The 13,882-nt window shown below is 54.6% G+C and carries 11 protein-coding genes; 5 read left to right on the forward strand and 6 right to left on the reverse strand.

The window, feature by feature from the left end; all coding sequences use genetic code 11:
- Window position 1 precedes the first annotated feature (1 nt).
- Window positions 2–3,553, reverse strand: coding sequence for a transcription-repair coupling factor (mfd, locus tag ACLM42_RS03945; RefSeq protein WP_415399809.1), 3,552 nt, complete (start codon window positions 3,551–3,553; stop codon window positions 2–4).
- Window positions 3,554–3,645: 92 nt separating this feature from the next.
- Here mfd and ACLM42_RS03950 point away from each other — a divergent pair, with 92 nt between their 5' ends.
- The 4 genes from ACLM42_RS03950 (at window position 3,646) to ACLM42_RS03965 (ending at window position 7,781) form a co-directional block, all read left to right on the forward strand.
- Window positions 3,646–4,371: a hypothetical protein gene (locus ACLM42_RS03950; RefSeq protein ID WP_415399810.1), complete on the forward strand. Its 726-nt coding sequence runs from the start codon at window positions 3,646–3,648 to the stop codon at window positions 4,369–4,371.
- A 111-nt stretch (window positions 4,372–4,482) separates the two neighbouring features.
- Entirely contained in the window at window positions 4,483–5,826 is a 1,344-nt protein-coding gene (locus tag ACLM42_RS03955) for a hypothetical protein (RefSeq protein WP_415399811.1), read from the forward strand.
- Between the two features lie 6 nt (window positions 5,827–5,832).
- A complete protein-coding gene (locus ACLM42_RS03960) occupies window positions 5,833–6,171 on the forward strand; it encodes a hypothetical protein (protein WP_415399812.1) in 339 nt (112 codons plus the stop codon).
- A gap of 848 nt (window positions 6,172–7,019) precedes the next feature.
- Window positions 7,020–7,781 (forward strand): hypothetical protein, encoded by a 762-nt coding sequence (locus ACLM42_RS03965; RefSeq protein ID WP_415399813.1) that lies wholly within the window; start codon window positions 7,020–7,022, stop codon window positions 7,779–7,781.
- 435 nt (window positions 7,782–8,216) lie between these two features.
- Here the strand turns inward: ACLM42_RS03965 and ACLM42_RS03970 are convergent, their stop codons facing one another.
- The 4 genes from ACLM42_RS03970 to ACLM42_RS03985 all read right to left on the reverse strand — a co-directional run bounded on the left by ACLM42_RS03970 (window position 8,217) and on the right by ACLM42_RS03985 (window position 11,681).
- A complete protein-coding gene (locus ACLM42_RS03970; protein WP_415399814.1) occupies window positions 8,217–8,465 on the reverse strand; it encodes a hypothetical protein in 249 nt (82 codons plus the stop codon).
- A gap of 262 nt (window positions 8,466–8,727) precedes the next feature.
- On the reverse strand, window positions 8,728–9,474 hold the full coding sequence (locus tag ACLM42_RS03975; RefSeq protein WP_415399815.1) for a M20/M25/M40 family metallo-hydrolase: 747 nt from the start codon (window positions 9,472–9,474) through the stop codon (window positions 8,728–8,730).
- 795 nt (window positions 9,475–10,269) lie between these two features.
- Window positions 10,270–10,440: a hypothetical protein gene (locus ACLM42_RS03980; RefSeq protein WP_415399816.1), complete on the reverse strand. Its 171-nt coding sequence runs from the start codon at window positions 10,438–10,440 to the stop codon at window positions 10,270–10,272.
- A gap of 608 nt (window positions 10,441–11,048) precedes the next feature.
- Window positions 11,049–11,681: a hypothetical protein gene (locus ACLM42_RS03985; RefSeq protein WP_415399817.1), complete on the reverse strand. Its 633-nt coding sequence runs from the start codon at window positions 11,679–11,681 to the stop codon at window positions 11,049–11,051.
- Window positions 11,682–11,925: 244 nt separating this feature from the next.
- Between ACLM42_RS03985 and ACLM42_RS03990 the strand changes: the two genes are divergently transcribed.
- A complete protein-coding gene (locus tag ACLM42_RS03990; protein ID WP_415399818.1) occupies window positions 11,926–12,096 on the forward strand; it encodes a hypothetical protein in 171 nt (56 codons plus the stop codon).
- Here ACLM42_RS03990 and ACLM42_RS03995 read toward each other — a convergent pair.
- Window positions 12,091–13,122: a hypothetical protein gene (locus tag ACLM42_RS03995; protein ID WP_415399819.1), complete on the reverse strand. Its 1,032-nt coding sequence runs from the start codon at window positions 13,120–13,122 to the stop codon at window positions 12,091–12,093. The genes ACLM42_RS03990 and ACLM42_RS03995 overlap by 6 nt on opposite strands.
- Window positions 13,123–13,882: the final 760 nt, after the last annotated feature.

Consider the following 13,882-nt stretch of genomic DNA (forward strand, 5'->3'; position numbering starts at 1 on the left):
CTTAGACCGCAAGCACCGCCTCGTTTTTGGCTTTGAGCTGCTCGGCTCGCTGGGCTTCCGTGAGGCCATCGGCACCAGGGATCTGCTCGGCCATCTGCTTGAGCCAGTTCATGAGCTCCTCCACCTGCTTCTCCATGGGCAAGACCCCAAGGCCCCGGGCCAAGACCTTGGCTGTACTGCCCGAACCGGCCTGGTAGACCAGTCGGCCATGGAGGTGCTGGGGCAAGCCCTGGCGCAGCAGCCGGAAGGCCGGCTCCTCCATGGGCGTTTCCAGCGCAATGTTGGGTTTCTCGGGCTTGATCCGCGAGAAGCCACAGCGCTTGGCCAGCAGCTTGAGCTCCATCAGCTGCAGCAGGGAGATGACCGGCGCGGGGATCGCGCCGTAGCGATCCACCCAGTCGGCCGCGAGTTGGAGCAGGCCATCGGGGCTGCTGCAGTCGGCCGCGGCGCGATAGGCGGCCATCTTCTCGTCGTTGTCGCTGATCCAGTCGCCGGGGATGAAGGCGGTGAGCTGCAGGTCGATCTGGGTGTCATCCACCGCGGGGATGTCCTGGCCCTGGATTTCCGCCAGGGATTCCTGGAGCATCTCCATATAGAGGTCAAAACCGATGGTCTCCATCTGGCCGCTCTGCTCGACCCCCAGCAGGTTGCCCACGCCGCGAATCTCCATGTCGCGCATGGCCAGTTGGTAGCCGCTGCCCAGCTGCGCAAATTCCTGAATGGCGCGCAGGCGCTGCCGTGCCGCATCGCTGAGGGAGGCGTCCCCTGGATAGAAGAGCCAGGCGTGGGCCTGGATGCCGCTGCGGCCCACGCGACCCCGCAGCTGGTAGAGCTGGGCGAGGCCGAACTTGTGGGCGTCCTCAATCAGGATCGTGTTGACCCGAGGAATGTCCAGGCCGCTCTCCACGATCGTGGTGCAGAGCATCAGGTCCGCCTCGCCGGCGTTGAAGGCCACCATGGCGCTCTCCAGTTCGCCTTCCGCCATCTGACCGTGGGCGACCAGGAGCCGTAGGCCGGGGATCATCTGCCGCAGCCCTTCGGCCACCTCTTCGATGCCCTCCACCCGAGGGACCACATAGAAGATTTGACCGCCACGATCGAGTTCCTGGCGGATGGCACTGCGTACGGCCTCTTCGTCGAGGGCCGCCAGGTGGGTCTTGATCGGACGGCGCAGCGGCGGGGGGGTGGTGATCAGGCTCATCTCGCGCACCCCCGAGAGGCTCATGTAGAGGGTTCGCGGGATCGGGGTTGCCGAGAGGGTCAGGACGTCGACGTCCTTGCGCAGGGCCTTGATCTTTTCCTTCTGGTTGACGCCAAAGCGCTGCTCCTCGTCGACGACGAGCAGACCCAGTTCCTTGAATTGGGTGCCCTTGCCCAGGAGTTGGTGGGTGCCGACGACCACGTCCACGGTGCCTTCACCGAGACCCTCTTGGATCACCTTGCGCTCACTGGTGGTGCGGAAGCGGTTGAGCAGGCTGACCTTGATCGGATAAGGGGCAAAGCGCTCGGAGAGCGAACGCCAGTGCTGCTGCGCCAGAACGGTTGTCGGGGCGAGCATCGCCACCTGCTTACCGGCGGTCACGGCCTTGAAGATCGCCCGGATCGCCACCTCGGTTTTGCCGAAGCCCACATCGCCGCAGACCAGGCGGTCCATGGGCTGGGGTTGCTCCATGTCCCGTTTGACATCGGAAATGGCCTTGACCTGATCCGGTGTGGGCTCGTACGGGAAGGAATCCTCGAGTTCGTTCTGCCAGGGGCCATCGACCGGGAAGGCGAAGCCGGGTGCCTTGTGCCGTTCGGCGTAGAGCTTGACCAGATCGAGGGCCACCTTGCGCACGGCCTTGCGCGCACGCTCTTTGGCCTTGTTCCAGGCGGTCCCCCCCATGCGGTTGAGATCTGGAGGGTTGTCGCTGGTGGCCCGGTATCGACCGAGGCTGCCCAGCTGGTCCGCGGCGACCCGCAGTAGGCCATCGGCGTATTGAACGACGAGGTAATCGCGGGCCTCGCTGCCAATCGCCAGCTTCTCGAGCTTGAGGAATTTGCCGATGCCGTGGTTGCGGTGCACCACGAAATCCCCCGGACGCATCTTGTTGGGATCCACCGTCCGGCTGGCTGCCTTGCGCCGGCGGCGGACGTAGCCACTCGCCGCCAGGGAGTGTTGCCCGAAGAATTCCCGGTCGGTGATCAACGCCAACTTCCAGGCCGGCAATTGCAGACCCTCGAGTTCGGCGGTGCCCTTCGTTTTGAGGGCGACGGGGGTGTTCTGCTCGATCAGCCGATCGATCGCTGGGTGATCGGCCGGGTTCGGGACGAAGCGACTGATGCAGTCGTGTTCCTCGAGTAGGGCTACGGCGCGGCTGGGCTGGGCGGAGAGCAGCCAGACCCGGGCCTTGTCCTTCTGGAAGCCTTTGATCAGCTCGGCGAGCTTGCCGAATTGGTTGGGGTAGGCCGGAACGGGCCGGCTGGAGAGGTCGAAATTGTTGGGGTGGTTGTCGCTTTCCTGGAGTTCCGCCAGGTCAAACCCTTGGAAGCCCTCAGCGGCGGCCAGGGCCTCCTCGGGGCTGCGGTGGAGCACGGCCGGCAGCTCGACGCCGAGCTCCGCGCTGACTTCAGCGTGATGCTCGATGGCATGGTCGAACCACTGCTGGCCATGGGAGAGGCAATGGCGCCGCTCATCGATGGCGATCAGGGTGCCTTCGGGTAGGTAATCGAGCAGGGAAGCAGGCTCGCTCCAGGCCAGGCCCATCAGCCGTCGCATCCCCTCCGGCGTTCCCCCCTCCAGCAGTTGCTCGGTGGCCTCGGGGCTGAGCAGCTGATCGAGGCCCTCTGGCATTCCCTCGCGCAGGGCGTCGGCAATGAGGGGGCCGTAGCCGCTGGGGGTGAGCCGCACCACCTCGATGGGATCGAGGGAGCGTTGGCTGGCGGGGTCGAATTCCCTCAGTTTCTCCAGCTCTTCGCCAAAGAACTCGAGTCGAACGGGGAGTTCTGAGCTGACCGGAAAGACGTCGACGATGTCGCCGCGGCGGCTCCAGCTGCCCTCCTGCTCGATGCTCGTGACCCGCTCGTAGCCGAGCCGGGTCAGGGTTTCACCGAGGGCCTCGAGATCAAATTCATCCCCTTTGCGCAGGCTGAGGCACTGGGCTTGCAGGGCCGCCGGCGGCGGTAGGTGAGGCTGCAGGGATCGCTCCGTGGCGACGATGGCGCAGCGGCTACCGGCATCCAGGAGTTCGCTGAGGACCTGCAGTTGTCCCCAGGTGATCTCGCTGGTGGGATCAAAGGGTTCGTAGGGGCTGCCCTCGCTGGTGGGATACAGCTGGGCACTACCCCAGCCCATCAGCTCCAGGAGGGCCGCCCAGCGTCCGGCTTCCTCCAGGGTGGGAACCACCACCAGCAGCGGAGCCTCAGCGCAGCTGGCCAGGACACTGCTGATCAGGGCACGGGCTCCTCGTCCTGCGCCGGATAGCCGTAGCCGCTCGTCCCGGCCACACCGCTGCAGGACCTCTCCACTGAGGGGCACCTGCTGCAGTTGGCGCACCAGGGCGGAGAGGGGCATGGGGCTCAAAGCACAGCTGACCATCTTGGCAAGACAATGGAGAGGTCCCGAGGCCGGCTGCAGCAATGCGAGGGAGCCCTCTGTGGCTGTCGTTGGCGGTTCTTCTCCTGGCCGGCGCTGGCTTGAGTTGGCTGCAGCGTGACGCCGAGCCGCTCCAGGAGGACGTGGCCCAGGCCAGCAGCACCGATGCTGAGGCGCCCTTGGCCTTGCCCCTCAATTGGCAACTGACAGCCTCCAGCCAGCGGCCCTTGTTTGATCGGCTGGATCGGGCGGATCAGCTCTGGCGGCCGAGGGTGGAGCGCCTCCCAGGCGGGGGCCAGCGGATTACCTACCGGCGCCGGCTTGGGGAGAAGCCGTTGTCCACGGTGCAGTTGCGGAAGCTGATGGCCCATCCGCCCAGCTACCGGAACGAGCGCGAGGCGATTGCATTGCTCTTAGAGCAGCTGGAGCGCAGCGGCGTGGTGCTGGTGGTGCGGCAACCCAAGCAACAGGGAGCAGCCGGTGAGTGGAATCCGCGTCGCGGTGAGTTGCGCCTGCGTCCGGATGTCGCCTCCAAGGGGACGGTCAATTTCGCGCGGGTCCTAAACCACGAAGCGATCCATGTGGCCCAGAGCTGCAAAGGCGGATCGCTCTACGCCAGGCCGCGGTTGCTGGGCCTGAGCCGCAGCCTGAGCGCGTCAGGTCGTCGCCACTTGCAGCAGCCCCTCTATGCCAAGGCCTCACGGGAGCAGCGGTTGCTGGAGGAGGAGGCCTACGCCAACCAGGAGCAGCTCAACCTGGGGTGGGAGCTGCTGGCTCGCCACTGCCGGAGCCAATGAGGGTGGTTTCCAGCTGCATGTTGGACACCATGCATGACCAAAACCCAGTTGCTAACATAATGAATGGGATCTTAGCTGCCAGGTACTCCTGTTACTACTGCTGTTATCGGGATGGGGCGTCGTCTTTCCGGGCCACGTAAGAAGAGCAACAGCGGCGACAACTGGTTTGCTTGCCTCACGGTCCCGAAGGCCCAACGCAGAAGGGCAGGTAAGAGCGAGCTGTGGCGGTCTCTTGGAACCGCTGACTACGCCAGAGCACTGGTTCTGTGGGGACCAGTTATGGAGCAGTTGCGGCGAGAGCTTCAGGCTCTGATCAATCCATCGCTCGCTGACCAGGTCCAGCAGTGCAGGCAAGGGGGAGTCACCCTCGACAAAGACGGGTATGAGGTGCCTCTAACTGCTTCTGAGCTCGCTGCAGTTCTGACACAAGACCGAGAGCATGCGGATGCTGAGTTCGGGCTGGTCGCCGCAGCTCTGAAAACTGGCGATGCGATGGCTCTTACGTGGGAAGAACTCATCGATGTCTACGCCAAGGCACGGACTCGGAAAAAGGGAGAGCCGCCATCAAAGGCTGCTCTGTTTGAGTTGAAGCAGGGCACACAAGCAATCAAGCCCTTTGCTGCTTACCCAGACCTTCTCACTCGTTCTGCTTGCAAGCAGCTTCTTCAGTACTTCAGGAACGAGACAACACTGAGCGGTAAGACCATTCAGTCACGAATGGGCATGCTTCAGACCTTGATAAAGATCGGGATACTCGAAGATGCGGTGAAGCTTGAGAGCAATCCGTTTCAGCTCGTTGACTTCGCTGTCACAGCCACGGTTGATGACTCCTACAGATCTTTCTCGCACTCTGAGATCAAGGAACTGTTCTCCATAACAGATCACCCAGGCCTTTGGTATCTCCTGTTTGGAACAGGGCTGAGGGTTGGTGAGCTCTGGAGTAGAGACCCGCAGAAGCACCTTGATGGGGACATTATTGTCATCAATCCCACCGTCAAGCAAGGGAAGAATTGGAAGCCAAAGACGACCAACAGTCACCGAAGAATTCCACTTGATAGACGAGCAATGGAATACGTCGCGACAGTCCTCCCATTTGCTCGTTCTCAGAACACACTTATGCGGATCCTGCGAAAGGAGATCAGATCACTAAGCACTTATGACGAAAAGCTTGTCATTCACAGCACTCGCCATACCTACAAAACACTGCAGCGTCGGTGTGGCATAGCGATGGGAGTAGCTGATGAGCTGTTCGGACATCGAGCCAGCCAGTCCAGCCGTACCAGCGAGGGTTATGGCGATTACTCCGACGACCTGCTTCAACAAGAGCAATCCAAAGTGTGGGAGTACTTAGCCGAGATGTTGACTAACAAGCACACACTGCAGACTCCGAGTGACTCCCTGAAAAGTCAAGTTGTCTTGACAAGCCACGAAAGAGCGATGGCAGCTGATGGCTGATTAGAAATGAGCGACTCGGACATTGATGGCTTCAAAGGGTTCTGGTATCTCCTGAAAGTCCTCGTCGCTGGCGAGACGCCCAAACCCGACGCGTTCTTAATCAGAGATCTAGAGAAGCAGGCTCGGCGGGATAGAAGCCTCGAACGGAAGGTTAAACAGCTGAAACAGATCAAAGAACGTATCGATTACTACAACCATAAATCAATGCTGGCAAAGGATCTGTGGGAGCAGTTTGATGACGCATGGCGAGTCGTGGAACTGGAACAAGCTGGAAATGCACTCCTAGCAAGCATTCAGCTCAAAGAGGATCAAGAAAAAGAAGGCGGACGCGAGAAGAAGAAATGAATGGTCGGTGAACCGAACCGCTTCCAATAACCAGATCTGCCTAGCCTTATGGGGCAGTCACCGCTGCACGCAATTCAATAGGCAGATTCGCTATGGCGCCACGAGCCTCGCGAGTCACCATCACACAAATCACATAGCCCTTAGAGGCGTCTAGAAGGCTTCAGGGCGAGCAATAAACCTGCTTAGATGTCATCTCTGCAGACAGTCTCCTAGAGCCCCTTGTAAGCGATTCTCGAAGGGCTGGCAACCAGTGCCCTATGCAAGAGAACTCCTGCTAAGGGAGATTTCAGAAGAGGTGGGCCATGTATACAAGAGGGGTGTCGGATGCATAAGGGAGGTGTCGGATGAATAAGGGGAACTACCTCTGTACAAGAAGGAGGTGCCCCATCCATAAGGGGAAGGCTGTAACCAGTACCGTTTACAGGGAAAGGCGCGGCAAACAGCTCCCTACACAAGGACAAACATGCAACCAGCTATGTATAGGAGGAAATACAATCAGCTATGTATACAGGAAGAACTCCGTAACCAGTGCCCTATACAGGATGAGCTGCGCAATCAGTACCGCTTACGGAGGGAGAAAGTTTGCCGCTAAAACCTAGACTCATATAGACAACTAAGAACTTTCGGATCTAAACGCCCCGTCGGGATCAGGCTCCGAACTCAAATAGCAATACATAGATAGGGACTGACAAACTCGAAAGACACACCATCTACCAGGACGAGATACCAGTAGGTGGGAATCACTATCACTCAATAATCCACACGTGTGGAGATTTCATATGTCAACACAAATCAACCTAAGACACTTAATAGCGCCAGTAGATAGCGAGGGGACTCCAGACCAACGAATGAGTCCTAGCCTGAACCGAATACTGGAAGAGATCGGAGAACAGACAGCACAAGAACTACTTAAGTTTGCAGCTGAGACAGCAGTTCTCCAACGAAATGCAGCCTCAGCCGGTCTTCGACTAGCCATAGCAGTCTTCAACGAAGCCAAATACCTGGATAAGCATCACCGCTTTGATGATGACAACCAATACGGTTGGCGGTCTAAGCGGTTACGCAAACAGGTTCAGCAAATGGTCGAAGCGGTCGGGTTCAAGCGGAACAACGCGCACAAGCTCGTTGCAACAGCTGATTGGCTGACAAGTCGACACTCAGACAAAGATGAGCAGAAATGGTTTAAGACTCTCACTCCATCTCATATTTATGAGTTGAGTCGAATGTCTGCCGAGGGTTTGGCTGCGGTCAAAAAAGAAGTCAGCTACAGAGACTTTCACTTCAGCGCGGGGCAACTGCCGATGCCGGTTAAACGGCTAGCCGAGATCAGACAGGCGTTTCCAAAATGCAAAGAAGTGGTCGAAGGAGAACACAGCCGTCTGGAGACAACCTCCAAACAGCTAACTGAACTACAAGCAGCCGAGGACACCGATGAACCAAGCACGGCAGAACTAATAGAGCAATTTGTTCGGCTGGCTCAAACAATCAACTGGTCATCTATCCAGCACTCCAATGAGGCGATGGAGTCGCTCAAAACGATTGAGTACACCCTGAGCCACATCTCTGAAGCTCTTGATCAATGGAAGTACGCATCTCGCACATACGCATGAACAAAAAGAACCAAGCTGCAAACCAGCATCCATACATCCGCTATTGGAGGTCTGGTCAGATCTCAGGATCAGCCAAAGAACGCATCGACACACTGCTGAGTTGCGGACAGGCAAAAGACGCAAGGTCGATGGCTGGGGAGTGGATAATCGAGATTAAGAAGTAATCCAAAGAGTCAGGCAGCCGACACACTCCCTTTCTGCACCAGTTGTGTCGGCCCTGATCGCACCACGCTTCTTGCTGCCTGCCTGAGTGGGCTTGGCTGTCTAGCTGTTGTGCTGAGTCTGTCTACTGAGCCCCTGAGAATGCTTCCTGCAAGCCATCTCAATGGAGCTTTATTAGACTCCGAAGCAGTAAAAGACATTCTTGTCCTCGACTTCTATACGTGACGGCAGGCAAAAAACGAAATGAATGAGCACCATCTGTTGACGGTTTGCTCAATTCTTGTGGAACTCACAGTAACGCTCAATCCTCAGTTCGTTCGTCTGCCTAGTCTGTTCTGTCTGAAGTCTAAGAATAGTAGTTGCGCTATATGGCTTCTTGATGCCTAGCTTTTCATATATTTCTTCAACTTCGTCATCGGAGAGGTTACCAACATTTGCCTGAGCGCATAGCTCCCTTTTGTCCACGCATCCAGTGAGCATCATTAGTGCCACGCCAATCAGCAGCGGCAGGAAACGGCGCACCCATATGACTTGTTTCAAGCGAATCTTATCCACTGTGTCAACAGGCTAGTTATTGTCCTCCTCGAAGACCTCAGCAAGAATGCGCTCAATCACAGCACCCTTAGATTGCAAACCGAGTTCCATCATGATGGACTCGATCTTTCCATTGATAGCAGGAGAAAGCTTGATCTGAACAGGGAATAAGTCATTTTCCATGAAGGTAATGAGAATAATCAGGCTGTCTTCTCGATGATATCCTAAACAAGAACGGAGTGGATGCCTCTTAGAGAGTAGACAGCGATTCCTCCAAGCCATCAATAACGCTGGAGTAGAAGCGAAGATCAAGAGAATCAGTCGTGTCGCTCATCTGGTGGTAGTTCGGATTCCTCATGAATGAGGTGTCCGTCACCATCAAAGCGTTGTAGCCATGGTCCCAGAAGGGACTGTGATCGCTAAGCCGAACATCAGGCACATCCCTTCCGGCCCTTGGAACGGGCAAAACTTTTGTTCTGACGTGCTGGCCCATTCGATGGGCAAGACCTGGCAGCATCAGGCCAGCCCTGGCATTCGCGACCAGTGCAATGAAGTCACCACGATTTCCGTAGATCCTGCTCATTGCTGGATGTGGGTAACGCTGAGTCTCTGATGTGAAAGCCAGCATCTCCAGGCTCACCATCAGCTTGAGACGCTGTTTGTCAGCATTCAGCTTCCTAGCTAGAGCCTCACTGCCAAGCATGCCCCATTCCTCTTGATCGAAAGCCACTAACCAAACAGGTCTACGAGGTGGCTTCTGTTTCCACCGTCTGCCGAGTTCAAGTAGCGCTGCCATTCCGCTGGCATTGTCATCAGCTCCAACCGAGTGGAGAGGGCCGTCGTAGTGGGCTCCGATTAGCAGCGGTCTCCGCATGTAATTCCTTCCAGGCAGCTTCAAGATGAAATTGATGCCTTCGTCAGTTCCGCTAAAGAACCGGTGCTCCTCAACCTCGCCTAGTTCAGCTAGCCGCTGTCCGACATAGCTTCTAACAGACATCAAGCCCACAGGGTCCCAGCGTGCGTGACGTGGAATGGCAATAGATTTCAAGTCTTCTAGACAAGATGCAAACCGCCCCGAAGGATTAAGATCCAGCATTAACGAGAGTGCGAAACCGTCATTTACCAATTAGTATTATTCTAGACGAAGGAAGTCAGCATAAGACCATTTCCCAAATATGTCTCGAGCACGAGCCATGCACATAGAACTTGGACAGTGTCCACCATCAATATCTTTATGGATTCGATCTTGGTGGCAAGCCTTCACAGGAATCAGGAAAAATCGATACAGACTGCAGGGATTAAAATATCAGAGCAAGCAGCTTGAACAAGTACTTCGAAGGATTCACGCTTATGAAGACGAGATTGAACAAGTTCATAATCTCAATGAGCGATTAGCTCTCGCGGCAAAGATAGAAAGCCTTTATCAGGTAGCCGTAAGTCTGGAGGCGTTAATAAGTGAGGAGGCACACTAACAAGTCCAAAGCTTGCTATCCCATACGGGTTGAGGGCAACGAGAGAAGGATTGATCGATCTTTTTCCTTTTCTTTGTGAAGCATGGATCTTTACTATAGATAGACAGACGAAGCCGAAATAGTTCAGCCTCAAGCCTATTCATCTCACACCTCGCAGGCCTGTAGTCCCGCGACTGACTCTTCTCCGCTCTTCGAAAGCGATATACAGCTTTCAGGTACAGGTCCTCAGCGTCTTGTAGCTTGTGCTCAGCAGTGAAGGCTCGAACGTGCATCTAGTTCAAAAGGTAGACAGGAGATGGCGATAAGAGAAGTACGAAGAGTCAATCCGCTTCGCCTACCTGATCATCATCGACATCCTCAAAAACCTCTCGAAGAAGTCGCTCGATAAGACAGCTCTTTGATCGCAACCCAAGCTGTTCCATTATGCTCTCAAGCTTTTTATCAATGCATGCTGGAAGCATGACTTTTACCGGAATGAGAGGCTCTTCCATACTCTAGAGTTAAGATCTAGCTCTGCCTGAGAGTACTGCCCAGAGCGTTGAAGGATGACAATAAACAATGAATCTTAAAACGAAATCCTTAACTCGGACTTGCTGGATCTACCGGATATAGCTACAGGCATAGAGCCAGCAGTCCTAAAGGGTAATAGCTAGATAAGCAGGAAGACTTCTAATATCTGCTGACTACCTGAGCTGACCAAGGAATAACAGGATAAATACGGCCACCACGACCAGTGAAAAATGGGTAAACCACCAGCTTTCACCTTTTGAGTTTTTATCGGCCGACTTCACACATGCCGCATTTTCCGATAGGCGATACTGAAGACGTAGTGGCTGCCGAGCCGAATATGACTCCCGGATATCCTTACCAAGCACCGAGTCACACTTTTCTACATCCCACTGCTTTAACTGATGCCGTGCGACCAGGGTTACTGGAAGAAGGCAAATAGAAAAGACAAGAAGAACTCCTCCGGCTTTTAATACGAACACTGAAAGGTCTCGATTGAATGACATCGCTCTAGATCAGGCGGACAGACATGGAAAGGATTTAAGATTGAAAGATTTTGATCATCAACTCATGGCTATTGCAAATATTTTTCTTAGTCAGTAAACCTGTCATTGCGATAGCAGTAATTGTAATAGATTATGAAAGCTATATATCCTATTACTACAGAAGTCAAGAAGTGCTGGCCAGCAAGCATGGCTACACCCCAAGTGACAGCAGCTATAAGGAACGAGTTTCGTGAGATCTTGCCATCACGCCTAGCTTTGGCTTGGCGTTTCAACCGTTGCTCTGACTCTAAGGCTCGCTTTTCCGACTGTATGCTTATCAGCTCTTTTCTTCTCTCTTCCTGCATGGTGTCAATCCGCTTCTTGACAGCCTCTAATGCTTCAGGGGGAGGATTGAAGACATCTTTCCATTTTTTGTTTAATTGGTTCTGAAGCATATTCCTGAATTGCGGATCAACATGAGTTTCCTCTTCTATTGGTAACTGAGGAATGGGGACTCTGTAGGACTCCCAGTCTTTAATGATCTCGCGAAAAAGGGAGTCAATAACACCAGCATCATGTTCAATGCATGAAATCGTTATCCAGTAAGGGTAGTAGGGGCATCGGTCTGGTCTAATAATATATTTCCCACAGCAGACGCGGATGTTGTCCTTGTTTGTCTCCTGGTCAAGAACCAAGTAGCAAGGCCAGTCGAGTTCGTTACTTAACTCTTCAACACTCATTACTCTTGCCAAGAGTTAAGGTAACTATACATGGACAAAGCAATTGTCTGCGGGCTTAACTGCTAGCCAACCCTTTCATAGACGCTGGTCTTGATCCAAAAATCAAGGGCTACACAGCAGTTTCGGCGATTTCCGAAGCGTTCAAGATTCTGCAGACGGGTGTCATTGAGCGTGAACAGCGCCGGGAGCTTCAGCAGATCAAAGACGCGTTGGACGCCATGGAAGGCAACAACGTCATCGACGTATGAGCGAGCAGGAAATACAGGAGCGGATTGCAGCGGGCTGGCATGTAGAACCGCCGACGCTTGAGCTGATTGAACGGGACTACGACAGTCCTCAGCGCAAGCGGTTTGTTCGTAGCCAGCAGCAGCTCAAATTCCTTTTCACTGCCAAAGTCGATCGATTCCAGTTATAGCTTCATCTTTAGGGTTGGAAGTGTTCTCGCTTTTGGGCAAAACTCCTCAATTATCTCCAGGCTCCAGGAGCTTTCGCTCGCTGGCAGCCAGCCGTAGCTAGTTCTTGTTTCATCTCTTCTCTTGTAGCTTGCATAAGTCTCATCTTTGCAGTCAACAACTCTCGTGAAGCGCATGGATCTTACCCCTCCAGGAGTTGCGCTTCTTCCGGGAATGTATGTACCTGGTGAGGAAGTCGTACTGCAGCTAATTGATCCGCCAAGATCAACGCAGTCTGTCGATGCTGAGCCTCCGCCAATAAAGCTTCCACTGCTGCCCGCTTCGGGGTTTCGGTAGAAGCGAACAATCTCTGGCCTGGCAAGGTATCTGTACCCTTGGTTTTTGTGCGGAACCCGGTACACCGTCGGACTGAAGTAGTTGACTCGATCTCCCTCTTCTGTTTCGTAGTAAAGCCATCCAACTGGCTGCTTCAACCCGAAGATGTCTTTCCCTGGAAATTTGATTACGCAGCGGCCGTCAGGCTTGCAGTCATTTCTGCTGGCTGAGTTCGTTCGTCTTGATTCGACCACCCTTATGCAACCTTCATAGTCTTTGGCGTCAAGGCATTTTTCGTGTGCGTTGCCTTGGCTGACTTGCCCTTTTCTGGGTTTTTTCAAAAGCGGCTGTGCCAACCGCCATGCCTTGATCTTCTTTTCATTATTGCAATATTGGCTAGGGTTCTTTCCAAACCATAGCCGAGCGTCATCGATAAATTTCTCATATTTAATTGCCTTGGTGTATTCAGGTTCGCTAAGTTTTAGGGCTTTCATCCATAGATTTCTGTACTCCCATGCCAGGTCTTTATTGCCGGGATCGTAGAATTCTTTTGCGCAAAGGTATGCGCTAAAGGCTTGCAGTGACTTGGTATAGCTTTCACTAATCGAATAGTTCTCGGGATAGTTCGCGAATGCTGGTGCGTCCGATGCCGCTACGGCTATTGCGCAAGCTGCGGCGGTAGCCGCTTTCGATATTCGTCCCATGCTGCTCATTCCGCGTTGACGAGGCTAACTCCGGATCTTGTGAAGGACGGGTTTCTGCTTCTCGGTACGCTTATTCCCAAGGCGTCCTTGCTACTGAGCCAGTGTTTAGGTGTAAGCCGATCAAGGATTTATTCGGCGCTCTGTCACTGGTACTCGCGACCAAACATCCCGGAGCCATCCTTTCCTCTGTTGTCGTACCCACCACTTGATCCAGGAGAGGGGCAGCGGTTTAGCAGGCTTCGCTCGGAGCAAGGCACCCTCTCCTCCGATTTGATGCAGGCTCCGATCCCCCCAAGTATCAGGAACGTGATTGCTACACCGCCAAGGACGATGTTCAGTTCGCTTTTGGGCTTGTCTTTTGCCATCTGCGCTTGAGCATCTAGTCAATCCTGGCAGCTTCCGGCAGTAAGGACTTGACGTTTGTCGCTACTTTGTCGCTAATACAGCCCGTTTAGACTGGCTGGAACTAGTGTCTGACTGGCTTTTTGCTTGTCGTTTCGGCTGCTCCCAAAGCACCCGCGCTACCAAGTTTTGGCATCTCCGTCAGCAGGCTTCCAATCCTCAGTAAAAATTTCTCAGCCCGTATTCGGTAGTCACCTAGCCACTCATCTCCCCCATCCCCCGGTCTCGTTTTTGAGCTGAGAGGGGCGGGGTGTCATCACTGCTCCTCCCTCCTGGCGCCGAAAGGAGAGCTGGGTTCGCGTTCCGATCACGGTCAATGCAAAACCCTGCAGATCCGAGCTGGCTGATGACTCCTCTTGCCTAGATA

It is taken from the genome of Synechococcus sp. W4D4 (assembly GCF_047716805.1).
In the GTDB taxonomy this organism is placed as follows: Bacteria; Cyanobacteriota; Cyanobacteriia; order PCC-6307; family Cyanobiaceae; genus Vulcanococcus.

Coding starts and splice junctions, on each gene's coding strand:
- mfd (WP_415399809.1), bottom strand. CDS start 3,553: ATGCCCCTCTCCGCCCTGGTGCGCCAACTGCAGCAGGTGCCCCTCAGT.
- ACLM42_RS03955 (WP_415399811.1), top strand. CDS start 4,483: ATGGGGCGTCGTCTTTCCGGGCCACGTAAGAAGAGCAACAGCGGCGAC.
- ACLM42_RS03960 (WP_415399812.1), top strand. CDS start 5,833: ATGAGCGACTCGGACATTGATGGCTTCAAAGGGTTCTGGTATCTCCTG.
- ACLM42_RS03965 (WP_415399813.1), top strand. CDS start 7,020: ATGAGTCCTAGCCTGAACCGAATACTGGAAGAGATCGGAGAACAGACA.
- ACLM42_RS03975 (WP_415399815.1), bottom strand. CDS start 9,474: ATGTCTGTTAGAAGCTATGTCGGACAGCGGCTAGCTGAACTAGGCGAG.
- ACLM42_RS03980 (WP_415399816.1), bottom strand. CDS start 10,440: ATGGAAGAGCCTCTCATTCCGGTAAAAGTCATGCTTCCAGCATGCATT.
- ACLM42_RS03985 (WP_415399817.1), bottom strand. CDS start 11,681: ATGAGTGTTGAAGAGTTAAGTAACGAACTCGACTGGCCTTGCTACTTG.
- ACLM42_RS03990 (WP_415399818.1), top strand. CDS start 11,926: ATGAGCGAGCAGGAAATACAGGAGCGGATTGCAGCGGGCTGGCATGTA.
- ACLM42_RS03995 (WP_415399819.1), bottom strand. CDS start 13,122: ATGAGCAGCATGGGACGAATATCGAAAGCGGCTACCGCCGCAGCTTGC.